Source organism: Aerococcaceae bacterium zg-252, assembly GCA_016237705.1.
Taxonomy (GTDB): Bacteria; Bacillota; Bacilli; order Lactobacillales; family Aerococcaceae; genus Globicatella; species Globicatella yangjingiae.
In genome coordinates this window covers 307,028-331,392 of record CP066204.1, presented here as the reverse complement: position 1 = coordinate 331,392, position 24,365 = coordinate 307,028, and the positions used below count along the sequence as shown (strand labels likewise).

Annotated in this window: 24 protein-coding genes; 3 read left to right on the top strand and 21 right to left on the bottom strand. The window is 35.5% G+C overall.

The window, feature by feature from the left end:
* Positions 1-45 precede the first annotated feature (45 nt).
* From lacD to JDW14_01600, 9 genes are all read right to left on the bottom strand, one after another.
* Positions 46-1,038 carry a tagatose-bisphosphate aldolase gene (gene lacD, locus JDW14_01640; GenBank protein QQD65851.1) on the bottom strand — a complete coding sequence of 331 codons (993 nt, stop codon included), beginning with the start codon at positions 1,036-1,038 and terminating at the stop codon, positions 46-48.
* 19 nt (positions 1,039-1,057) lie between these two features.
* A complete protein-coding gene (nagA, locus tag JDW14_01635; protein ID QQD65850.1) occupies positions 1,058-2,209 on the bottom strand; it encodes an N-acetylglucosamine-6-phosphate deacetylase in 1,152 nt (383 codons plus the stop codon).
* 136 nt (positions 2,210-2,345) lie between these two features.
* Positions 2,346-3,515: an SIS domain-containing protein gene (locus JDW14_01630; protein QQD65849.1), complete on the bottom strand. Its 1,170-nt coding sequence runs from the start codon at positions 3,513-3,515 to the stop codon at positions 2,346-2,348.
* A gap of 88 nt (positions 3,516-3,603) precedes the next feature.
* Entirely contained in the window at positions 3,604-4,491 is an 888-nt protein-coding gene (locus JDW14_01625; GenBank protein ID QQD65848.1) for an ROK family protein, read from the bottom strand.
* A 15-nt stretch (positions 4,492-4,506) separates the two neighbouring features.
* Positions 4,507-4,689 carry a hypothetical protein gene (locus JDW14_01620; GenBank protein QQD65847.1) on the bottom strand — a complete coding sequence of 61 codons (183 nt, stop codon included), beginning with the start codon at positions 4,687-4,689 and terminating at the stop codon, positions 4,507-4,509.
* Positions 4,690-6,924: a 1,3-beta-galactosyl-N-acetylhexosamine phosphorylase gene (gene gnpA, locus JDW14_01615; GenBank protein QQD65846.1), complete on the bottom strand. Its 2,235-nt coding sequence runs from the start codon at positions 6,922-6,924 to the stop codon at positions 4,690-4,692. It abuts the gene before it with no gap.
* A gap of 114 nt (positions 6,925-7,038) precedes the next feature.
* Positions 7,039-7,917, bottom strand: coding sequence for a carbohydrate ABC transporter permease (locus JDW14_01610; protein QQD65845.1), 879 nt, complete (start codon positions 7,915-7,917; stop codon positions 7,039-7,041).
* Positions 7,918-7,934: 17 nt separating this feature from the next.
* Positions 7,935-8,825, bottom strand: coding sequence for a sugar ABC transporter permease (locus JDW14_01605; protein ID QQD65844.1), 891 nt, complete (start codon positions 8,823-8,825; stop codon positions 7,935-7,937).
* A 94-nt stretch (positions 8,826-8,919) separates the two neighbouring features.
* Positions 8,920-10,236, bottom strand: a complete 1,317-nt coding sequence (locus JDW14_01600) for a carbohydrate ABC transporter substrate-binding protein (GenBank protein ID QQD65843.1) — start codon at positions 10,234-10,236, stop codon at positions 8,920-8,922.
* A gap of 194 nt (positions 10,237-10,430) precedes the next feature.
* Between JDW14_01600 and JDW14_01595 the strand changes: the two genes are divergently transcribed.
* A complete protein-coding gene (locus JDW14_01595; GenBank protein QQD65842.1) occupies positions 10,431-11,297 on the top strand; it encodes a helix-turn-helix domain-containing protein in 867 nt (288 codons plus the stop codon).
* Between the two features lie 164 nt (positions 11,298-11,461).
* Here the strand turns inward: JDW14_01595 and JDW14_01590 are convergent, their stop codons facing one another.
* The 9 genes from JDW14_01590 to JDW14_01550 all read right to left on the bottom strand — a co-directional run bounded on the left by JDW14_01590 (position 11,462) and on the right by JDW14_01550 (position 19,654).
* Complete coding sequence (locus JDW14_01590; protein QQD65841.1) at positions 11,462-12,487, bottom strand: PTS system mannose/fructose/sorbose family transporter subunit IID; 1,026 nt, start codon at positions 12,485-12,487, stop codon at positions 11,462-11,464.
* On the bottom strand, positions 12,477-13,283 hold the full coding sequence (locus tag JDW14_01585; protein ID QQD65840.1) for a PTS sugar transporter subunit IIC: 807 nt from the start codon (positions 13,281-13,283) through the stop codon (positions 12,477-12,479). Before JDW14_01585 ends, JDW14_01590 begins: the two co-directional genes overlap by 11 nt.
* Positions 13,284-13,322: 39 nt before the next feature.
* A complete protein-coding gene (gene agaB, locus JDW14_01580; GenBank protein QQD65839.1) occupies positions 13,323-13,799 on the bottom strand; it encodes a PTS N-acetylgalactosamine transporter subunit IIB in 477 nt (158 codons plus the stop codon).
* Positions 13,800-13,824: 25 nt separating this feature from the next.
* Entirely contained in the window at positions 13,825-14,112 is a 288-nt protein-coding gene (gene yajC, locus JDW14_01575; GenBank protein ID QQD65838.1) for a preprotein translocase subunit YajC, read from the bottom strand.
* On the bottom strand, positions 14,112-14,549 hold the full coding sequence (locus JDW14_01570) for a PTS sugar transporter subunit IIA (protein ID QQD65837.1): 438 nt from the start codon (positions 14,547-14,549) through the stop codon (positions 14,112-14,114). The genes yajC and JDW14_01570 overlap by 1 nt, the downstream gene beginning before the upstream one ends.
* A gap of 234 nt (positions 14,550-14,783) precedes the next feature.
* Positions 14,784-16,562, bottom strand: coding sequence for an ABC transporter ATP-binding protein (locus tag JDW14_01565; GenBank protein ID QQD65836.1), 1,779 nt, complete (start codon positions 16,560-16,562; stop codon positions 14,784-14,786).
* Positions 16,555-18,321, bottom strand: a complete 1,767-nt coding sequence (locus JDW14_01560) for an ABC transporter ATP-binding protein (protein ID QQD65835.1) — start codon at positions 18,319-18,321, stop codon at positions 16,555-16,557. Before JDW14_01560 ends, JDW14_01565 begins: the two co-directional genes overlap by 8 nt.
* 32 nt (positions 18,322-18,353) lie before the next feature.
* Complete coding sequence (locus JDW14_01555) at positions 18,354-18,794, bottom strand: MarR family transcriptional regulator (protein ID QQD65834.1); 441 nt, start codon at positions 18,792-18,794, stop codon at positions 18,354-18,356.
* Positions 18,795-19,087: 293 nt separating this feature from the next.
* On the bottom strand, positions 19,088-19,654 hold the full coding sequence (locus JDW14_01550; protein ID QQD65833.1) for a sugar O-acetyltransferase: 567 nt from the start codon (positions 19,652-19,654) through the stop codon (positions 19,088-19,090).
* Between the two features lie 212 nt (positions 19,655-19,866).
* Here JDW14_01550 and JDW14_01545 point away from each other — a divergent pair, with 212 nt between their 5' ends.
* Positions 19,867-20,736, top strand: coding sequence for a LysR family transcriptional regulator (locus JDW14_01545; GenBank protein QQD65832.1), 870 nt, complete (start codon positions 19,867-19,869; stop codon positions 20,734-20,736).
* 223 nt (positions 20,737-20,959) lie between these two features.
* Here the strand turns inward: JDW14_01545 and JDW14_01540 are convergent, their stop codons facing one another.
* From JDW14_01540 to JDW14_01530, 3 genes are read right to left on the bottom strand one after another with little or no spacing between them, the layout of a single operon-like run.
* A complete protein-coding gene (locus JDW14_01540) occupies positions 20,960-22,261 on the bottom strand; it encodes a pyrimidine-nucleoside phosphorylase (protein QQD65831.1) in 1,302 nt (433 codons plus the stop codon).
* A gap of 26 nt (positions 22,262-22,287) precedes the next feature.
* The gene (gene rpiA, locus JDW14_01535; GenBank protein ID QQD65830.1) at positions 22,288-22,965 is read right to left on the bottom strand and encodes a ribose-5-phosphate isomerase RpiA; all 678 of its coding nucleotides are present in this window, start codon (positions 22,963-22,965) and stop codon (positions 22,288-22,290) included.
* Between the two features lie 29 nt (positions 22,966-22,994).
* Positions 22,995-23,546: a hypothetical protein gene (locus JDW14_01530; protein ID QQD65829.1), complete on the bottom strand. Its 552-nt coding sequence runs from the start codon at positions 23,544-23,546 to the stop codon at positions 22,995-22,997.
* 151 nt (positions 23,547-23,697) lie between these two features.
* Here JDW14_01530 and JDW14_01525 point away from each other — a divergent pair, with 151 nt between their 5' ends.
* Positions 23,698-24,363: a CpXC domain-containing protein gene (locus JDW14_01525; GenBank protein ID QQD65828.1), complete on the top strand. Its 666-nt coding sequence runs from the start codon at positions 23,698-23,700 to the stop codon at positions 24,361-24,363.
* The last annotated feature ends 2 nt before the right edge of the window (positions 24,364-24,365 follow it).

Here is a 24,365-nt window from a genome sequence, read left to right as displayed (position 1 = left end):
CAAAATCCCTACCACACATATTATGAAGTGTGGTAGGGCAATCGATTATTTTACTTCAATTAAATCTGTCCAAGGTGTAGCCGTACGTTCTAACACTGCATTTAATTCTTCAATATTTTGTTTACCAATCGTACGTAACCACTCACGAGTTGCTGCTTCACCATTTGATGCAAATTCTGGCACAGCATCTTTCCAAGTTGCACGTCCACATAATACCCCATTGAATTTTGCACCAGCTTCATGTGCAAACTCAAGTGTATCTTGGAACAACTTAGCTGACACACCGGCACTTAAATAAATATATGGTAAATGCGTAGCATCTTCTTGTTCACGGAAAATCGCTTGTGCTTCTTCTTTCGTATAAACCACTTCATCTTTAGCGAATCCTTCAACATAATTCATGTTAACCGGTACTTCCACTTTTAACACATCGACATTATAGCGTTCTTTAGAAAATTCTTTCATCGCTGCAATCACTTTATGTGGTTTTACTTTCGCAAATTTCGCACTCTTATTATCTTCATCTGTCGCATCATATGTTAAAATTTCTAAGAAGAATGGGATACCCTCAGCTTCACACTCTGAACCAATACGTTCTGTAAAGCTATGTTTCCAATCATTGATTTTCTCATCTTCATCAACATCATAATATAATAAAAATTTAACAGAATCTGCCCCTAATTCTTTAATACGTTTTGCAGACCATTCAGGTAATAAATCTGGTAAACGTCCTGGTTCTGTCGCATCATATCCTGTTTCTTCATAAGCCATTAAAAGACCAGCACCTGCTACACGTTGTTTTGAAGCTGGAATACCATACTCTGGATCTAATAAAATAGATGATGCAAATGGTGTTAATTCTTCTGAAATCGCAATTTTAAATGCTTCAACGGCTGATTGAACATCATCAACACCACCACCAGCTTCAATCATTTTTCTCAATGACCCACGTTGGTCAATCGCTAGTGCAGAGATGATGTGATTTTCAGTTGACAAGTTAACTAATTTATCATATTTTTCTTGTGAGATTTTACGCATTTCAAATCCTCTTTTCTTATTATTTTGCTTCGTAACGTAGTGTACCGTCTAAATAAGTTGCTTCTAATTCTAACTGTGGCGATACTACAATAAAATCTGCATCATATCCTGGTGCAATTCGTCCACAAACATTTTCAATACCGACTGATTTAGCTGGTGATAGTGACGCCATTCTTAAAGCATCTGCTGCTTCTACCAAGCCCCAGTCATAGACATTTTTAACACCTTGTTTTAACTCTAAAATCGAACCAGCTAGGCTACCATTATCTTTTAGACGTGCAGTACCCTCTTTGACGATTACTTCAAATTCACCTAACATGGACTCTCCGTCACCCATACCGCCAGCACGCATACAGTCCGTAATTAAAACCGTCTCTTCTGGACCTCGAGCTTTAACCACGACTTTGGCTGCTGCTGGATGCACATGGTGTCCGTCACAAATCAATTCAGCAAATACATTATCACACGACAACGCTGCCCCAACCATACCAGGATTGCGATGATGTAGTCCACTCATTCCATTATATGTATGAATAAAAATATTTGCTCCTGCTTCCACTGCTGCATGTGCTTCTTCATACGTTGCATCACTATGGGCTAATGCCGTATAAATTCCTTTGCTTGACGCAAATTCAATAAATTCTTTAACTCCTTTACGTTCAGGTGCTATCGCAATTTTATTCACTAATTGATTTGATAATTGATGCCATTTATCTAACACTGGAATCGACGGGTCCCCCATATATTTTGGATTTTGAGCACCTTTATACTTTTCAGTAAAAAATGGCCCCTCTAGGAAAATACCTCGAATTTTTGCACCAGTTACTTCTTGGTAGTGTTCACCAATCGTTTGGCACACTGCATCTAATAATTCAATTGATGACGTTAAAGTAGTCGGCAACCATGAAGTCACCCCACACTCTAATAAACCATTCGATATTACTTTAATACCTTCAAAATCATTGTCCATTACATCATATGACTTATATCCATGAATATGAGTATCCACAAGCCCCGGTGCAATTAACGATTCTGAATAATCAACAACCTTACTACCGTCTGGAACGCTTTTGACAATTGAACCAAATTTGCCATTAACTACTTCTAAATATTGATTTTCAGCGACTGTATCATCTAACACGATACCTTTTGCTTTAATATAATAGTTCATAATTGGCCTCCCTGCTTTAATTAAATATTAGACATTCAGCAATGGATTTATTCTTAATTCGTCCAAACTTTTGTCTTCCATTTAAATAAATTATTTGTAGTTTTATTATAAACCTTTTCGCATAAAACGTACAGGGTTATTTTGAAAATGGATGTATAATTACACCTTTTACTACACGGTTTACCGTACCTGTTGCTGACGGTGTATCCGGAGTATTACCTACTTTAATAGCAGCTAATAGTGAAACTGTTTGACCAAATACAACATAAGGTAATGTTAGATATGCGTCCGGTACTCCTTTATAGTCTGAAGTGAAATCAAATGATTCTGATTTCAATGAATCATTATCTTCTACACGAATAGCTACCACTTTTTGTGCAATTTGATCACTCGCTAACTCATTTAACATATCTAAATCATATGCACGAGTGTATTCATCATTCGATACATAAACAAACGCTAAAGAAGTTTCGTTCACAAATGATTTAGGTCCATGACGGAATCCTAATGAAGAATCAAAGGCAGTCGCAATTTTCCCTGCTGTTAATTCTAAAATTTTCAATTGTGTTTCACGAGCTAAACCAGCAAAACCACCACTACCTAAATAAATTACACGGTCAAAATCGCCACTTAAATGTGCAGCAATCTCTTCTTCACGATTAATCACATTTTGTCCCATGTCAATCGCAAGACGTGTCCAAGTACTTTTAGCGTTCAAATCACTTGGGTCAAACGTTAAGAGAGCTGTTAATAGCATGCATGAATAGCTACCAGTCATCGCAAAACCAGCGTCATTCGAACGCTCTGGCTGTAATAATACTAAGTTTCGTTCATCACCTTGTGCATTTTGTGCTAAAGCTCCGTCTGGTGCACAAGTAATCGTTAATTGATATAATTCGTCGACTATCGTCTTAGCTAATTCAACGGCAGCCACACTTTCTGGTGAATTCCCACTGCGTGCAAAAGAAACTAATAAAGTTGGAATATCTGCTTGAAAATATGCTCGTGGATTAGACACTAAGTCCGTTGTCCCTACTGAACGGAAATCCCATACACGTTCATCATTCACTTGTTTTAAATAAGGTGTAATAGAATCCCCAACATATTGCGATGTTCCTGCACCAGTGAAAATTACACGAATACGCTGATGTTCTGAAATAATTGCCGCTAAAAATTGTTGAATTTCAGATTCACGTTCTTTATATGTTTGTAATGTTTCACTCCAAAGCTCTGGTTGTTGTCTGATTTCTCTAGTTGTGATTTCAGCACCTAATTGCTCTAATTTTTCTACTGATTCTTTAAACATTTCGAACCTCCTATAATTTGTTTGTTTTCTTTATTTGAATTACTGGGGGCTATCATTCGAATAATGGCACCCACTTTTTCCAACCTACTTACATTACCAAAAAGCCTGCTCCCACAATTCCATTATTACTCTCTAATTTCGAAATCTGTATCTGCTCTAATATGTGTAACTGTTCTTCATGTATTATTTTCTTCAATTCAATTTTAATTAAATCAACATATTTAGGATTTCGAACCGGTATATTACCACCTAGAATAATCACTTTAGGATCTAATAAACAAATCATTGAATAAATACTTAATGCAACACCTAACGCACTTTGTTCAATAATTTGTGCTGCTTGCCACTCACATTGCTGCCATTTATCAAACACTTCAGCAGTGGTAAGAGTTGGATTTTGATACATTTCCCTTGCAGCTTGTTCGATTGCAGGCCCAGCCGCAACCTTTTCCACAGCTCGTAAGCCAGTACTGGACGGAACAGGTACAAACCCAATTTCACCTGAAAAACCACTACCACGTATCATTTGATTATTCCAAATATTCGCACAAGCAATCCCAGTTGAAACGGTCACATACCCAAACATATCCTCTGAATCCAGTGCCAATAAACGATATTCTGCATAGGCTGCTACCTTAACATCATTATCAATTTTCACTACCACTCCAGGAAAATCTTGTTTTAATCGAGCAACAAGGGGAAAATTTGACCATGGAATATTATTTTGATAGACTGCTACACCCTCTTTCACATTCACTTTTCCAGGAACGCCTAACCCTATACCTACTAAAGTATTCCACGATTCTCCAGATAATATCAACACATGGTGAATCACTGAAAGCAACGTTTCATACATAACTTCAGCATTTTCGGCAGTCGTTTTTTCATCAATCCGGTGTTTAAATGTGCCGTCCTCATAGATAATCGCAGCCACAATTTTTGTGTCCTCAATATCGACACCTAATGCTTTTTTCATACGATGACCCCCATATTAGTCACGTTTAGGATGTGTGTAATCACGATTATAATCGTAAAGTACCCCTAGCATGCCTAACAATGCTACCAGCATCAGTCCTAGTTCTTTTACACCAGTCATACGTTGGAAATAAATAATCGCAACTAAACAAATAATAAAAACAATCCAACGGATAATTACTCTTGTTTTTTGTTCCATTTATATTACCTCCCATCGAATTTCGCTTGGTGCTAAAGTCACTTCCACACCTTCTCCATTTCCATTATACACGATTGTTTTTTGTATATCATTAGTATTATTCACAATTGCATATTTTTTTCTTTCAGGGTAGACATGAACTTCCACAAAACTATTATCACAATTCCATTTTTCAAACATATCTTCCTTATTGGCAGCAAAATAAAGTGCTCTTAATAATAATCGTGCATTTTCCACACTGTACGGCAAACCAGCAATGTAAACTCCTCGTCCTTTGCCATATTGATTAGCTGCTAAATGAATTTCACCAAATTCTTTACCTTCAGCATTCGCTGGCATCACCACACCGTCTGATTCTGCAGACGTTTTAGGATGACTAAACTCAATCACTTGCGTACTCTCATAAAGACCATACACATTTTTCATACTTTCACCAAAATCAATTGCATGAACATCTTTTACATCAGCTGTTATAAAATGGGTAGGTAATTGCTTCGTGAAATATTTATCGGTCGATAGGCTATATCCCATTTCACGCTCAACACCCAAAATATCACCCAATTGGAAGTAACGACCTTGATGATGACACGCACTCGGCTCGCCGACACCAATAAAACCACCACCCTCGTGGACAAATCGTCGAATCGCAGTTACAAGGTCTGTATTTTTCCATACCTCACCACCACTAAAGGCCGTACCAGCATCTCCAGCATTAATCAATACATCGACATCTTCTGGTACGCCATGTTGGATAATATCATCAAAACTAATAAATACCACATCAACCGCTGCTCCACTCAAGGATTCCATAATACCAAGATAAGAATAAATTTGTTTATACGGTAATTCATGGGCAACCATATGTGCTTGCCAAGTACGAAGACTACCCCATGCATTCAAAATCACCACTTTCAATGCCGTATATGGTTTTGTCCCTTTTACAACCTCATAGATTTCTCGAAATTCATCAGTAACATGCTCAATATATTCAACAAAGCGTGGAAATTTATACGCTAAACTTAAATAGCCACCATAACCAATACGGTCAACAGGATTACGCATCATCGCTCGGCGAGCAGTTAACCAATTTTTATTCGCCTCAATCGTCGGGTCATTGCCCACTTTGAAGACATCTGGGAAGAAATATGGTAAAAAACGTCCTTCCGTATAGTTAACATGCGGAATGTCCGAAATCATACGTAAAGTTGCGCCACCACCGACTGACCCTACAACAGCATCTAACCCAATTTCCTTGAAATACTTACCATAAGGTTCCGTCCCAATCCAATTATCACCTAAAAACATCATTGCTTCCTTGCCATGACGATGAACGATATCCACTAATTTTTTAGCTTGCTGTGCTACATAATGGCTCATAAAATCAATATAGTCCAAATATTCTTTTGTCGGTGTCCGATGCGTTGAATTATAATACCCTTGATCAACGATATGCTCAGGTCGCAGGCGATACCCTCTTTCTTGTGCAAATAGTTCCAATGCTTCGATTGAAATTGATGCACCATAACCAAACCAATCTACAAATTTTTCTTTGGCTAAATCATTAAACACCAAAGTAAAGTGGTAAAAAAAGGTTGTAAAACGAACCACATCTGTTTTAGGATTATCTTGACACCATTGTTCGAGATAATCTGACATAAATTGATTTGAGTATTGCCCTGTTACATTGAAAGGAATATCATGCGGGACACTATCTCCCCAATTGTTAGTGGTATGATTATACATTTGGGTCGGATCCCATATTTTGTACGCTAAAAACGAAACCGTATATTCATGAAAAGCTTCAACAGAATGCAATATAACGGTATCTGCTTCACTATCAACATCCCACTGCGTCACCGGAACCACTTCACCAGTCGTACGGTCGATAACTTCCCACCACTCTTTTGGATTGGCATCATAATTAGGAGTTAATTGTTCACGATAATAACCTTTCATAAAATCAATTTCTAATGTATCCGTTGTTGCTAAATTAAATTGCGACATTAAATAGAGTTGCTGACATTCTTCCATATGGTCTTTGATGAAATCGTTATGATTTCTTGCCACAAAATACGTTGTGTAAATTTTCGCATCTAAATCTTTAACATCATCGCTTAATTTTGTACCGTCAGAGTCCCGAATAGCATCAGCACCCCAACGTTCCATTAATTCTTTTGTTTCTGCTAAAAAATTCGTTTCACTCGGTAAAGTGACTCTACCTTTAGTTTTTGCCACTTGTTTCACATCCTTTTCTGGCTTCATCGAGCTGAAATGACGCCCACTTTGCATAGCACTTCTATGTCCTTTGCACCAGTCGTTCATTTCAGAGCGTTCTCCCTATATTTTCTACTATTCTTTTGAACCACCGGCTGTCATACCTTCAGTTAATTGTTTTTGAACAAAAATGTATAAAATTAATGTTGGTAACATAACCATAACCATTCCTGCATATAACTGTCCATATTGTTGTGCCGCATTTTGTGCTGCCATTAAATTCATCAACCCTACGGGTAAAGTACGTAATTCTTGTTTCGTCATAAAGGTAAACGAAATAATGTACTCATTCCAAAAACTCAAGAAATTAAATAGAATGACCGTAATAATACTTGGTTTCGCCATCGGTATCATAATTTTTAACATCGTTGTAAAATACCCAGCCCCATCAATTGCTGCTGCTTCTTCAAATGTACTCGGTAAGGTGATGAAGTAGCTAGAGAGTAAATGAATGGTAAAAGGTAAAGCTGTTGACGCATAGACCACTGCTAACATAAAACGGTTATTTAATAGCATTGGCATAAACTCAATATGAGCACTCGTTAAAAATTTTTGTGCATCTACAAACATTAAGAAGATTGGCACTACAATGTAGTTAACATTGATAAATAAGCCGCCTTTAAATAATTGACGCAACAGCCGTTTTCCAGGAAAATCAAATCGTGCTAATACATAAGATGCTGGCAATGCCGTAACCAATAATAAGCTCAATGCCATTGCCGTAACCACAATTGAATTTAAAACATATGCTCCCATACTGGCACGATTCCAAGCATCAACAAAGTTTTGAAAATAAATACCAGCTGGCATTGCCCATGGCGAACGATAAAACTCAGAATTTTCTTTAATAGACGCTAGAAAGACCCATCCTACCGGAATAATAATGGAAATCGCTAATAAACAAAGTACTAAATAAATAAATACTTTATATAATTTTGTTCCAGATTGTTTCATATGACGAATCCCCCTTTCTAATATTCTAAAATATCACGTTTCGTTACAAAGCTAACAATTGCAGATAATACAAATGAAAATGTAAAGACGATAACACCAATCGCCATGGCATAGCCATAACTTGAGTTTGAGTAGGCTTGTTTATACATATAGGACAGTACAACTTCACTTGCCCCATTCGGCCCACCACTCGTCATCGTTTGCACCAGTAAAAAACTCAAATTAATCGTACTAATAATAAAGAATGTCAGTGTTGTCCGAATATTATTCCAAACCAATGGTAATGTTACAGCAAAAAATTGTTTGAACTTACCAGCACCGTCCAAATCAGCTGCTTCATAAAAACTATCCGGAATATTGGCCATACTCGCCATATACATTACCATATAGTACCCTATCGCCTGCCAAATAAGTGCACCGATAATCGCATAATTGACTAAATGTTTATCCCCTAACCAAAGAATCGGCTGACCTCCACCATTAAATAAAGATAAAATTGAATTTAATAAACCTTGTTTTGGATTGTAAATAGCAGAGAAAATCCCTGCGATAACAACAATAGATAGTATATTTGGTATATAGAAAATAATTCTAAAAAAGTTTTGTCCTTTAATTTTTTCACGTGACAAAATGGCTGCAAAGATAATCGCTAAGGTTAGCGTCACAATCGTTACCACCACAATGGCTAAAATAGTATCTTGAAAACTTTTTACAAACTTCATATCTTCCATTAAAATTTTAAAATTATTCAGCCCAACAAATGTTTTTTTGGGGGAGTAGCCACCCCATTTATATAATGACATTTTAAACACTTGAAAGGTTGGATAAATCATAAAAATAAAGAATAATATCGTAGCTGGAAAAACACAAAGTAATGCAAAACGTGTTCGGGATTTTTTTCCATTCATAGTTATCCCCCTTCTTTTATTTACTCAATCTTTCCCCAAAAGCAATGCCCACGCAACAGCCAATGCTATTCGTGGGCATTCCAAAGGATTGTTATTATTGAGCTGTCACTTTTTCATGGAATTTACCCATCATATCAACAACATTTGCTTGCCAATCTTTTACCGCTAAATCGCCTGATACAACAGAGTTAAATGATTCATATAATGTTTCACCTAAGTTAACACCTTCAATTGCTTCTGTTGCAACAAATCCACCCATACCTGGTAAAACACCGTCAGTGTAAACATTGTAAAGTACTTTTTGTTCTTCTGATAATTTTGCATCAATACCTTTAATTGGTTGAATAGCATTATGAGTAGCAAAGATTTCTGCTGCTTTATCTGAATACAAGAATGCAATAAATTCTTTAGCAGCTTCTTTTTGTTCTGCTCCTTCCGGAACCCAAATGTGCTCTATAAATGTAAAAGCATAACGATCCATACCTTCTTTAACTGTTGGAACTGGCGTCATTCCCCATTCAAAGCCGTCTGCACGTGGTGCTTCTGCCATTTCACCCGCTACCCATGTACCATTTGGCATAAATAATGCTTGATTATCTAAAATCAATTGTTGGTTGCGTGTGTAGCTATCATTATTAGCATTCGCAACTGTTGTTGCTTCAGTATTTTCAGCTAATTTACCTAAAATTTCAAAAACATTCGATAAATCTTCACCTTTCCAAACTTCTGGATCATAGTTCATTGCTGAATTATAAAAATCTAATCCACCATTATTTAAGATAACAGATGCAAAGAATGTATCTAAGTAGCTAGCTGTTGGATAAGTGAATAAAGCAATGCCTTCTTCTTTAGCCTTATCAGCTAATGCCCACATTTCGTCCCAAGTTTTTGGCACTTCCCAGCCTTTTTCTTTAAACAAACCTTTATTATAGAATAATCCTGTTGGCCCGTAGAACATCGGCATTAAATAAGTTTTACCGTCATTATATGGATTTGTAGAAGTTGAATCAGTAAATCCAGGTAATAATTTATCTGCAACTGTTCCTTCCTCACCTGGAATCATTAAATCTTTTACATCTGTTAAATCTGCTAATGCATGGTCTTTAATTAATGTTTCAGGTAAGGCTTTTTTACGACTTAATCCTAACATTACTACATCAGGATAATCGCCAGATTGAAAACGTGGTGTCAATGCATCTTCTAGTTCTTTTTCTTGCGTTAAACTAATTTCAACATTTGGATTAATTTCTTTATACGCCTCAATAATTTCTTTCCATAAATCTGTACCATATGCTGACTCAACGGCTGCAAAATCTAATTTTACCATTTCTTCTGCTGACACTAATGGCAATCCAACAAAAACAGATGCTGCCATCAATGTTGCTGCTGCTGATAATAAAACTTTTTTCATACAAAACATCCTCTCTAAATTTTTGTTACTTTCTTTCCGACAATTTAAGTATAGCGTATTCATTTATATTAAAAAATGTATTATCTTGCTTAAAGGTTGCATTTTTTTGCTATTTGTTGTACGCTTACAATGTACGAAATAAATACACTAGCTGATATTTTGCTTTTGTGCCTATTTGAGAGAGGGGGAGCATTTTGTACCAGAATTTTGCATTACATCACACCTTTGAAGATTTAGCATCAACTCATTTTGACGTTATTTCAGTCAATCAATCGACTTATGACGCTAATTGGCATAGTATGATGCACTATCATGATTTCACTGAAATATTTTATTGTTTAGACGGAGAAGGTCATATGCAGACGCATTTTGGAATGCAACCGATTAAGAAACACTCCTTAATTATCGTCAATCCATATGTCGAGCATACTGAACACAGTTCCATACATAATCCTTTGAAATATGTGGTCATTGGAACTCGTGGTCCCGAGCTGATTTTTCCTGAAAAAATACTTGCCAATGACTTATTTTTATTTGATGATACTAACTTAACCTACTATCACTTAATCAATTTAATTTTAGACGAAATCACTATAAGACAAGATTATACGAGCCAAATCATTGACCATTTAACCAATGCTTTGCTATTAACATTAAGCAACCATGCTAACTCGCTGTTTTCTTCAACTAATCGGTCAAAATTATTATCACCTAGTGTTAGTTTAGCTAAAAATTATATCGATAATAATTATTCAAAACAGATAACATTAGAAACGCTAGAGCAACGGTCACATATTTCCAAATATCATCTTTCTCATTTATTCAAAGAAGAAGTAGGAATGTCGCCAATTAATTATTTAATGGAAGTACGTTTTCACCATGCAATTGAATTAATAAAATCAACCAATTATTCCATTATACAAATTGCTCAAACCGTTGGTTTCTACTCAAACCATTATTTTTCTAAAAAATTTAAGGAACGTTACGGTATTACACCAAAAGTATTCCGTAGTCACTATCATCAAGACCCTGATTTTTTAGAAAAAATGGGCCTAAATTGAGGAATAGAGATTTTAGAGTATAGAAAAACAGGCACGATGAACACTACTTCATCATGCCTGCCTTTTTATAAAAATACCTCTAGAAATTAATCTAGAGGCTATTTAGGTTTCATGGTAGAGTAATTGTGCTCATACCACGAATTAATTTATTGTTTGAGGTTCAATTATCCCCAAATGCTTGGCCACCAACCGAATGGTCCAGCACCTAATAAACCTAGTACTAATAACAATGCGATACATTGAATTGGCGTCCATTTTTTAAACGCTAATAAGTAGTACAATCCTAAAGTAATCACTAATGGTACTAATTTTGGTAAGATACCGTCTAATACTTCTTGAATTTTGATTTGTACTGGTGTTTCAGAATACTCGAAGTATTTCACTTGGTAACGTCCACTTGGTAATGCTGTAATAGAAGCATCTCCTTGACCAAGTGCTTTTTCTTCAGCAGCTACATCACTATAGATGATTGATTGATAAGTTGGTAAATCAGCCTCATTAACCACTTCAACAATTTCTGTTGGAGTTTGAGTAGTACCGTTATTAATAACTAAACCACCCAAGTTTGTACCACCATATAGACATGTTAACGCACCTACAACGAATACCCCTAACATAGAAGCAGCACGTGTAAATTCTTTCGCATTAGCAGTTAAGACACCAATCGCATTTGTACCTAAGTCATATGACCAGTACATTAACCAATAACGAATCGCAAATTGTACTGCGTTAAAGATTAATAGGAATAAAATTGGGCCAAAAACACTACCGTTTAATGCCATTTGAGAAGTGATACCTGCTGTAATTGGTACTAAAGTGAACCAGAAAATCGCATCTCCGATACCACCCAATGGTCCCATTGCAGCAACACGTACGGCACGAATAGTTGGAATATCTAATTTATTTTGTTCTAGTGATAATACAATCCCCATTACAAAGGTAACTAAGAATGGATGCGTATTAAAGAACTCTAAGTTGTGTGCCATTGAAGCTGATAAGTCATTTTTATCAGTATGGATTTTTTTCAATCCTGGTAAAATACTATGTAACCAGCCATTCGCTTGCATACGTTCATAGTTAAATGAACCTTGTAAGTTTAGTGAACGCCAAACCATTTTATTCAAGGTTGCACGATCTAATTTTTCAGCTGGCGTTGTATTTGAATAATTTGTTGGAATATTAAATGCCATCTTCGTCACCTCCAAAGTCAGTCATTGCTCCAGCACGTTTAACACGTGTTTGAATTTGATAATCCCAATATGCAAGTGCAAATCCGATAAACGCTAAGATTAGTAAAGCTGAACTACCTAGGCTACCTACTGCATTTACAATTAATGCTAAGGCAAAACCAATGAAGTAAAAGCCCCATAATTCGCGTGATACCATTACTTTAAGTAAGATACCAAATCCGACAAAACGCATCATACCTCCGGCAGCTGATAAACCTTTCATCACCCAGTCGTGTGCTTTGAAGAAATTAGCCATGTTTTCTCCGTAAGTTGTTCCTCCGACAAAGAATAATGTTACGATAACTGCAAAGATTAAACCTAAACTTGCCATCATGATATAGTTCAAACGATCAATTGCATCTGGATCAGCATTTTCTGCATAAGTATCTGCTTTAGACATTAACGGTGATGCAATTGTGAAGATAAGTGTTACAGCATATTGACCTAATAAAGCGAATGGAATAGCCAAACCTACAGCTGCTGCTGGCTCTACTTTTAATGAGATTGCCAAAACAGTTGCCATAATTCCCCCGATAACTGCGTTAGGTGGTTGTGCTCCCCCTACTGGCATGTTACCGATAGTCATCAATTGATAGGTACCACCTACTAATAAACCTGTTTGAACATCTCCTAAAATAAGTCCAATTACCGGTCCCATAACGATCGGTTGATACAATGATTCTAACAAGTTGAATTGATCAATTGCTGCAATAAATGTGACAATAAATATTAAAACAATTTGAATAAAGTTACCCATTTTACTAACTCCTCTCCTTTTATGTTTCTATACTGACTTCTAGGCAAACAACTTCGCAACTGGCTCAGTTGATTCTTGTGGCACACGACGAATTTCTAATTCTACGCCGAGTTCTTGCAAACGTTTAAACGCTGCAACATCACTGTCATCAACTGCAACCGAACCTGCAACTTGGCGTTTGCCCTCTGCCATGTGCATGTTCCCAATGTTTACTTTTTTAAGCGGCACTCCTCCTTCCACTAATTTCAAAACATCTTGTGGGTTTTCACAAATGATAAAGATTTTTTGTTTATCACTTGCTTTATGAATAATATCAATCGTTTTTTGCACTGAAAAATAGCGTGTTGCAGTCCCAGCTGGTGCTGCCATATCCATTAAACCTTGACGCATCGTATTTTGTGATACCTCATCGTTAGCAACTAATAATAAATTTGCACCTAAAAAACTTGACCATTGTGTCGCTACTTGACCGTGAATTAAACGGTTATCAATTCTTGTTAATAAAATATTAGGCATTGTATTTTCCTCCTTTTTCGTCCAATTAATTTTCAATCAAACTTGTTATCGCATAGCGTGACACTGTCACGACTGCTCCAGATTTAATTTCAATATCACAGGTTTCCAATTCTACTTTAACGATTTTGCCAATTAAACCATTCGCAAATTCTACTTTTTGCCCTGTTTTTAAATTTTGATGCAAATGTTCGAAATGTGCTCGTCTCTGTTTAATATTGCGATAACTCATTAGATAGTACACAAGCATCATTATCGACAAGATAACAACTAGTACAATCGAAACCATTAATAATGTTTGCCAAAAATTTGCCATTAAATACCGTCCTCCTCTTCATCATTTGAGGATGCTGCTGGTAATGTTGGTATTTGAATACCTTGTTGACCTACAGAAACGAGTTGTTCTGCTAAAGCTGTAACATCATCTAATACTTGTGCAAGCATTGCACCTTCAATTAACATCGGTAAATTGGTTCCAGTTAATACAACCACTTGATTATTTTGATGTGTTAGCATTTTACTTGTATTAAACGGCGTACCTCCTAATAAATCGGTAAAAATAATTGCTTGTTGATATTCTGATATTAATGTCTGTATCGCCTGTTCAAGTCGTTCACTATACACGTCCAAACTCTCTCCGTCATTAAACGGCACCACTTGCAAATGCGCTTGTTCACCTGCTATCATTTTTAAAGCATGTGATAAACCAATCGAAAATTCACCATGTCCTGTCAATAATATTCCAATTGTCATATTGTTTCACCTCATTTCCTAATTCCCCTTGATTTAAGTATAATGCGTTTTCATAACAATATAAATACATATTATTGCTATTTCATTACACAATCTTGTTATTTATGTACAAATCCGTATTTTTTAACCATACAACTAGACAAAAATAACCTTTATTATCAAGCATATTTGCATTTTTAGCTACTATGCAAAAAAACATGGACGGTATTCACATCCATGTTTTACATCTATATCTTACATTGCATCTTCGTCAAATGAACCATTTTCAAATTGACTATTATATAAATCAGCATAGAAACCATTCACTGACATCAGTGCTTCATGGTTTCCTTGTTCGATAATATTGCCCTCTTTCATCACTAAAATTAAATCAGCATTTCGAATAGTTGATAAACGGTGCGCAATCACAAACGAAGTACGCCCTTTCATTAATGTATCCATTGCTTTTTGAATTAATTCTTCCGTTCTCGTATCAACTGAACTTGTCGCTTCATCTAATATTAATAACGGAGAATCTTTTAATAACGCCCGAGCAATTGTCATCAATTGTTTTTGTCCAACTGACAACGTAACCGTATCATCTAACACTGTATCATAACCTTTTGGTAAAGTCTTAATAAAATGATGAATTCCAACTGCTTTCGCTGCTTTTTCAACTTCTTCTTGCGACACACCGACTTGGTTAAACACTAAATTATCTCGAATAGTTCCCTCGAATAGCCATGTATCTTGCAAGACCATACTAAATTCATCATGCAATTCTTCACGTGTCATATCACGTGTATCAATGCCGTCAATTAATATACGTCCCTTAGTGACTTCATAAAAACGCATCAATAGGTTAACAATAGTCGTTTTACCCGCACCTGTCGGACCAACAATCGCTACTTTTTGACCAGCTGCTGCTTGAGCAGAGAAATTGTGAATAATAGTTTTATCTGCATCATAGCCAAATGAAACATCTTCAAACTCAACATTTCCTTTAACTTGTGACAATTGAATGGTTTTATCTGTTTCAGCTTCCATTTCTTCTGCATCTAAATAATCCATTACACGACCCAATGCTGCTTGAGCAGATTGTAAACTTTGTGCTGCTTGAGCAATTTGAGATAATGGTTGTGAGAATAGTCGAACATACATCATGAATGCAACAATCACACCGATACTAATATGCCCTTTAATAACTAAGACGGCCCCAACAATACATACCATTACATAACCAAAATTTCCAATGAATATCATTAATGGCATCATGATTCCTGATAAAAATTGGCTTCGCCATGCACTGCTATATAATTTTTCATTTAATCGGTCAAAGTTCGCTGTCATTTGTTGACCAGCATTGTAACTATTCACAATAGATAGGCCCGAATAAGCTTCCTCAATAAAACCGTTGACATCTGCTAAATTTGCTTGTTGATTTTTAAAATGAACACGTGATTTACTCATAATAAAAAACATTCCCACAAATCCTATTAATACGGATAAAATTGCAGTTAACGACATTACAGCATTTGTTTTAAACATCATGAACAAAACACCAATCAATAAAACCACAGACGATACTAATGTCCCTAAACTTTGGTTTAAAGATTGACCGACAGTATCTAGGTCGTTTGTAATAATTGATAAAATATCTCCTGTTGAACGACTGTCAAAATATTTTAATGGTAATCGATCCATTTTTTCAGCAACTGCATGACGCAGACGTTCCACATAACGCTGCGATACTGTCGCCACAATAAATCCTTGACCATATCCCATTAAAGCTGCAATTCCATATAATATCGCTAAGCTAATTGCAATCGCTTGGACTTTCTCCAAGTCAATACCGGTCATAATACCTTGTGTTATCACATTCGTCATTTCACTTAATTTATCAGGACCAATAACGGTAATGATACTACTAACAATCGCAAAAACAATCGCTATTATTATCGGTAATCCAAACTTTTTACCATAACGAAGGCCACGTTGAACAACTTTTTCTGACACTGTTTTTTGTTTATCCATTCGCTAATTCCTCCTTCGATAATTGTGAGTAGGCTATTTCTTGATACACTTCATTTGTAGCCAGTAATTCTTTATGCGTACCTTGCCCTACTACTTTTCCTTTATCTAATACTAAAATTAAGTCTGCGTCCATAATCGTAGAAATGCGTTGTGCCACAATTAATTTTGTCATTGACTGTGTTTTTTCTGCTAAATCTTGTCGCAATAATTTATCTGTTTTATAGTCAAGTGCCGAGAAAGAATCATCAAAAATTAATACTTCCGGTTTTCGTGCAAGTGCCCGAGCAATGGCTAAACGTTGTTTTTGTCCACCAGAAAAGTTTGTCCCATTTTGTGCAACTTCAGACTGCAAACCATTTTCTTTACTTTCTATAAATTCACTCGCCTGCGCTAAAGCTAATGCATCATACATATCTGCTTCACTTAATGGCGATGCCTGACTTACACCGAAATCCATATTTGATTTTATAGTTCCACTGAATAATACAGCTTTTTGTGGAATATATCCCACTCGTTTATTTAACTCATCTTGAGTATATTCACGAATATCCTTACCATTCAGTCGTACACTCCCTTTCGTCACATCATAAAAACGCGGCAATAAATTCACTAATGTACTCTTACCACTACCGGTAGAACCAATAAAAGCAACTGTATCACCTGCTTTAGCACTAAAGGACACATTTTCAATGACTGGTTCTGCACTATCGCTATAAGCAAAAGTCACATTTTCATACTCAACTACTGTATCATTCATTTCACTAACTTCACTCATTGATGTAGGGTATTGAACATCCGGTGTCGTATCTAACACTTCATTAATACGATTAGCTGAAATAATCGCACGTGGTAAAATAATGAAAATCATTGTCATCATCATAAATCCCATAACTACTTGCATCGCATAAGACATGAAAACTGTCATATCCCCAAAAATCGTTACCTTTTCCATAAGAGAGGCAGTATCAATCAAATACGCACCAATCCAATAAATCGCTAATAAAAGCCCATTTGAAACTAACATCATTACTGGTTGGAATAATCCAAATAAACGCATTGTAAATAAGTTAGTATTCGTTAGTTCGCTACTTGCCATATCAAAGGAATGATTACGATAATTTTCTGCATTATATGCTCGAATCACTCGTATTCCTGTAATATTTTCTCGTGCTAATCCGTTTAATTTATCAGTTAATCCTTGAATAATTTTTTGTTTTGGGAAAGCAAATAACATTAAAATCGAAATCATAGTTAAAAGAATCAATACTGCACCAGCTGTTGCAATCATCCATTCTCCACTTTTATCAGATATTTTATAAATTGCCCAACCTGCCATAATCGGTCCTTTAATCATTACTTGCAAACCAAGAGTAATGACTAATTGAATTTGAATAATATCATTTGTTGTACGTGTAATCAAACTTGGTACTGAAAATTGTTGTGCCTCTTTGGCAGAAAAACTCAATACTTTATCAAAGACATTTCCACGTAATGTTCGAGTAAAGCCTGCGCCGATACGAGCAGCAAAAAATCCTACAATTAAACTCATCGCAAAGCTTATTAAAGATAATATTAACATCATGCCACCTGGTTGATATAAGTCAGAAACTTTTGTTCCCTCTTTAACTAACTTTTGAGTCACTTCTGACATATAATCTGGCACTTTTAAATCAAGCCATACTTGCGTAACGACAAAACAGACACTAAAGAGCATCATAATAATTTCTTGTCGTTTCAATTTTTTTAATAATTTTAACATTCCATCATGCCTTCCTTCAAAATTATACTCTATTACTTACATTCTACTGAACAAACATTATCTTTTATTTTTTGTAAAACCTCTTTAAAAACTGTTAAATCTTGACTACTAATTCCGTCTGTAATCAAATTCTCCGAAGCGGCTAGAAACTCAATGATTGCTTCATATTTTTTTTCGCCTAATTCGGTTATCGCAATCAATTTATATCGCTTATCCGTTGGATGCGATTGTACAGAAATAAACCCATTTTTTTCCATACGCTTGATTAGTCCACTAGCTGCCGATTTTTGGATAGATAAAAATTGTTCAATGTGTTTTTGAACAATTTCAACACCTCTATGTGTGTGTAAAAAGAACAACACAGCTCCTTGCGGACCGTCTAAATTTTCAGCATCGTGTTTAATTGCTAGTTGTGTTAAATACTTATCTAACGCTAAACTGACATCTCTGATTTGAAAGCCTACATGTAACATAATAACTCCTTTCTTCTCCACTATAGTTCGCATGTGAACTATTATATTCCTTGATACATATACTGTCAACAAAAATATTCATTTCAGCTATATGTTCCAACTTTTTCTCAACATCTATACATTATAGTATTTAACTTCCCCATACTAATTACTCCAATCAAAAAAAATCACGCTAAAAATTGATTACATCAAAATTTTAGCGTGATTCTTTTGTAAGAGTAATATGTATTTCAATATTGTCGTATCTGAATTACTTCAATAGCAAATGATATTTCATATTGTTGTCTCCCCATTTATTCAATAACACGCAATATTTTCGCAGGTACACCACCCACTACAGTATTTTTTTCAACATTTTTCGTTACCACCGCACCAGCTGCAATTACAGCACCATCACCGATTTCTACTCCCTGACAAATCGTTGCATTGGCACCAATCCATACATTTCGCCCAATTTTAATTGGAGCTGGAATCAGATTCCCTCTTTTTTCTACACTCAAATTATGATTCAATGTCGCCATAACAACATTATGCCCAACCAGAGTCCCGTCACCCAATTCAATTCCACCTTGATCTTGAAACTTACAACCTGAATTAATAAATACATTTTTTCCTATTTTAATATTTTTGCCACAATCAGTATTAAATGGTGGAAATAATGAAAAACTTTCATCTATTAATCTTCCAGTCAGTTTTTCCATTAAAGCCCGTATTTCTTCACCTGAATGATACTTTGTATTCATATTCATCGTAATCTCAATAGCCTCTTGTGCCAGAGTATGCATAAATTTATGTGTCGGTGAGCCAGCAATGACCTCTTGCCCACTATTCATGATAGCTAAAAATTCATCTAAGTTCATCTTATTCTCCTCGTATTACAGTGCATTTAAACGTTATCATAATCCACTTTGCACTATTCTTGCGATTGGATTCAAATGTTTACTCACACATTATTTATAAATTTATTATGTAAGCTCATAAAATAAATAGCAAATATTTATAGTGAATGATTAATTATGCTTTTTGTCTATATCTAAAGTATAATTGAATTTGAAACATTTAGGAGGTTACTATGGAAATTCGTGTACTTAAATATTTTGTTGAAACAGCTAACCATAAAAGCATGACAAAAGCAGCAAATAAACTACATATCACACAGCCCACACTATCCAAGCAATTAAAAGTCTTAGAAGAAGAATTAGGACAGAAATTATTTGTCCGTTCAAAATACAATACCAATTTAACACCTGAAGGTGAAATACTATATAAACGTGCACTTGATATACTCAGTATCGTCGATAAAACAGAGGCTGAATTTCAATCGATGAATGATTTCAATGGTGGTGATTTACATATAGGTTGTGCCGAATCTTACGGTATCACTATCATTGCCGAAACTATTAAAACACTAATGACAAAATATCCCAATGTTCGCTTTCATCTCTACAGTGGGAATTTTCAAACGGTCACCGAAAAACTGAATAATGGTCTATTAGACTTTGCGATTACGGTCCAAAATGTCGATACATCTTTATACAATACTTTCACATTACCTTACAAAGATCAATGGGGTATTCTGATGCGTCGAGATAGCCCATTTGCTAATCAAGATACTATCAAACTCAGTGACCTCACTAAAATGCCCTTAATTATTTCGAGACAAGGATTTTCAGATGAAATGCCTAATGAATTAAAAAATATGCAGAAAAATCTAACTATCATTGGAACCTATGATTTACTTTATAACGCCAGCCTTTTCGTCAAACAAGGACTAGGCTATGCATTTTGTTTTGACAAACTCGTCGATACAAGTTCAAAAAGTGGGTTAGTATTTGTTCCAGTGGAGCCAGTTATTTCCTCTCCAATGAGAATAATTTGGCCGATTAATCAGACCTTATCCAAATCAACCGAATTATTTTTTGACGAATTGATAAATTCTTAGCATAACAATATTTAGCACATCATAATCATCTGGTGTGGTTAAAGGAAAGAAACCTTTCGTATTAACTGTTCTATCAGATTATGTTTCAGATTCTGCTATTGGACAACTCGTAAAAAAATCTTCGCAGCTGTTGTCAGATAATCTTTTATCATCATACATAAACAAAGCACTAGAATATCCCACTTGGGTTATTCTAGTGCTTTTTATGTTTGCTTACTTTAAATTATTCTGTAATCACATTATAAATCAATGGTTCAGGATGTGTCTCTTGTGCAATCGTCAACGCATCATACAAGCGTCGTTTCACATCTTCTACATCTTCTCGATTACTATAAATGGTCAATAGTGATTCACCTTTTGTAACTGGGTCACCAATTTTCTTATGTAAAACTAGACCAACGGCTGGGTCAATCGTATCTTCTTTCGTTTCACGTCCTGCTCCAAGAACCATTGCAGCTTCTCCTACTTTATTCGCTACCCAATGGCTCACAACACCGTCTTCTAAAGCTGGTAATTCAATTTGATAAGCAGCTTGTGGTAATAAATTAACATCATCAACAATTGCAGCATTTCCACCTTGACGAGCAATAAATTGACGGAATGTTTCTAAGGCTTGACCATTCCCAATTTGTTGTTGTAACAATGCTTTACCCTCTTCAATGGTATTCACTTTTTCTGCCGCCATTAACATTTGTGCACCTAAGACAAAGCAAAGTTCCATTAAATCTTCAGGTCCCTTACCTTGTAAAGTCAAAATAGCTTCTTTGACTTCTAATGCATTTCCGATTGCATATCCTAACGGCTCATTCATATTTGAAATAACGGCTAATGTTTTACGGCCTACTTGATTACCAATTTTTACCATAGCATGAGCCAGTTTCTCAGCCTCTTCAACCGTCTTCATGAAAGCACCCTCGCCGACTTTTACATCTAAGACAATCGCATCAGCTCCAGCAGCAATTTTTTTACTCATAATCGAACTTGCAATTAAAGGAATTGATTGTACTGTCGATGTCACATCACGCAATGCATATAATTTTTTGTCGGCAGGGGTTAAATTACCCGATTGTCCAACAACAGCCACTTTATGTCGATTGACTAGATTGATAAATTCTTCAATTGGTAGTTCATATCGGAAACCTTCAATCGCTTCAAATTTATCGACCGTACCACCTGTATGCCCTAGACCTCGTCCACTCATTTTAGCAACTGGAACACCACAACTCGCTACTAATGGTGCTAATACTAATGTCGTAGTATCACCCACCCCACCAGTTGAGTGCTTATCTACTTTAATCCCGTCAATTGCTGATAAATCGATTTGGTCACCACTAGCTGCCATTGCCAAGGTTAAGTAACTAGATTCTTCTTCCGTCATTCCTTGAAAATAGATTGCCATTGCCAAAGCACTCATTTGATAATCTGGAATTTTTTCTGCTGTAAATCCCTCAATAACAAATTCAATTTCAGCTTTACTCAATTCATGTCCTGCTTGTTTCTTTGCAATAATATCTACCATTCTCATTGTCTAAATTCCCTCTTTCAACTATATTATCGTTCAATTGTTAAAATAGTACCATCTTGTTTTCCCACCAAAATAATATCTGGATAATTTAAAAACAAACCATGATCGACCACTCCAACCATTGTCTTTAATTCAAATGCTAATTGTTGTGGATTATCAATTTGATTCAAATGCAAATCAATAATATAATTTCCTGAGTCCGTCACAAACAACGAATCTTTTCCTTTTTTACGGAATGCTGGACTCATACCGGCTTGATCAAAGACTCTAAATAATTTCCAGCTACCTGTTTGCACAATTTCAACCGGTAATGGAAAACGACCTAGTTTCTCGACTAATTTTTCTTCTGTTACAATCCAAATAATTTTATTGCTATTTTGAGCAACGATTTTTTCAATAAGCAGTGCACCTCCACCACCTTTAATCCCATGGAAAGTGGATAAACATTCATCTGCACCGTCTACTAACAAATCAATATGGTTCACTTCATCTAGACTGGATAGTGGAATACGCAATTGACGTGCTTGCATTTCAGTTTGTTTAGACGTGGGCACTCCAATGATATGCTTGAGCTCGCCTCTTTTAATACGTTGACCAATTTCATCAACAAACCAATACGCTGTTGAACCTGTACCTAAACCAACAACCATACCGTCTTCAACATATTCTGCCGCTTTACGACCGACTAATTCTTTACTATCCATAATTCTCCTCATTTCTATCGAATTATTCACTATTCCACAATATCATTCGCTTCAATTTGCTGTACAGTTTCAATAAGATAGCTAATTTTATTTTCATCGGCTAAATCATAATTTGTGCCATACTTTTGCAACAGAGCTTTATCTTCTTCTTTTAATTTTACCGTATCAATCGATGCCATTCTCCCCATGACAGCTCGATTAGCTAAATTTCCCATTAATTGCATACGCTTATATTGAATCGTGCCACGATAATGGTAAAACGAAACTTTCTGACATATTTCCTTATCAAATTCCGTAGATAAAATTTGCTGAAAATCTGTCAATTTAGGATTGGATAATCCAACTGTAAAAATCAACCAATGTTTATCCGGATAAGCTGCAATCCATTGTTGATAGAGAGATGAATTAGCTAATTTTCCTTCTAATAAACACGAACCGAGAATAATAATATCGTAATCTTTTAAATCTTCAACTGATACTTTATCCCCTTTTACAACTGGGCATTGAATTTGTTTAGCAATTCGATTAGCATATTTTTCAGTTGACCCATATTTTGTGCTATGAATAACAATCTTTTCCATTTGTACACCTCACTTTCTCTAAATCCAACGTGCACTGTGACATTATTATATCACATAATACGCTTTCAATTGAAGAACTAAAAAGAATTTATCATTTCCTAAATAATTTGATATAATAAAATAAACTGAAATGATAGGAGTGACGTTTCACATGGCAGAAAAACCGACTATAACCTGTCCAATTTGTCAGCACGAATCGCATCGTACGGTTCAAACAGCTATCAATACAAGAAGACAACCCGAATTAAAGAAAAAACTATTAGACGGCTCTTTATTGATGTTTGAATGTTCTAATTGTGGTGCTAAACGTAGAATTACAACCCAAGTATTGTATCATGACCCCGACAAAAAATTATTATTTTTTGTTGCCCCTACTTATGCTACCGAGCACGAATCCATAAATGAGCAATTACAAGAATTAATCTACTCAATGCGTTTATCATTGGACGGTTATCATATGCGTATCATGCTAGAAACAGCTGAATTAATGGAAAAAGTACAAATTTTCGATTTTAACTTAGTGGATACCGAAATCGAATTAGTAAAAGCACTTACTGACGGCTTATTTTTACAAGAAAATAGCGATACAAAAATTCGCAATCGCTATTTTTACCTCAATCAAGAAAATCAACCGAAATTTTTGTATATAACCAAAAAAGACCAGTTAATGGTAGAATATAATACAGAATTATTAGACTTCATTCGTAGTAAATTCAACAAAGCCATTACGACAACTCCTAAAGGACGCTTTTTAATTATTAATCATCATTGGGCAAGTCAAGTCATTCAAAAGAAATCAGATTTATCAGATGCCTAAAC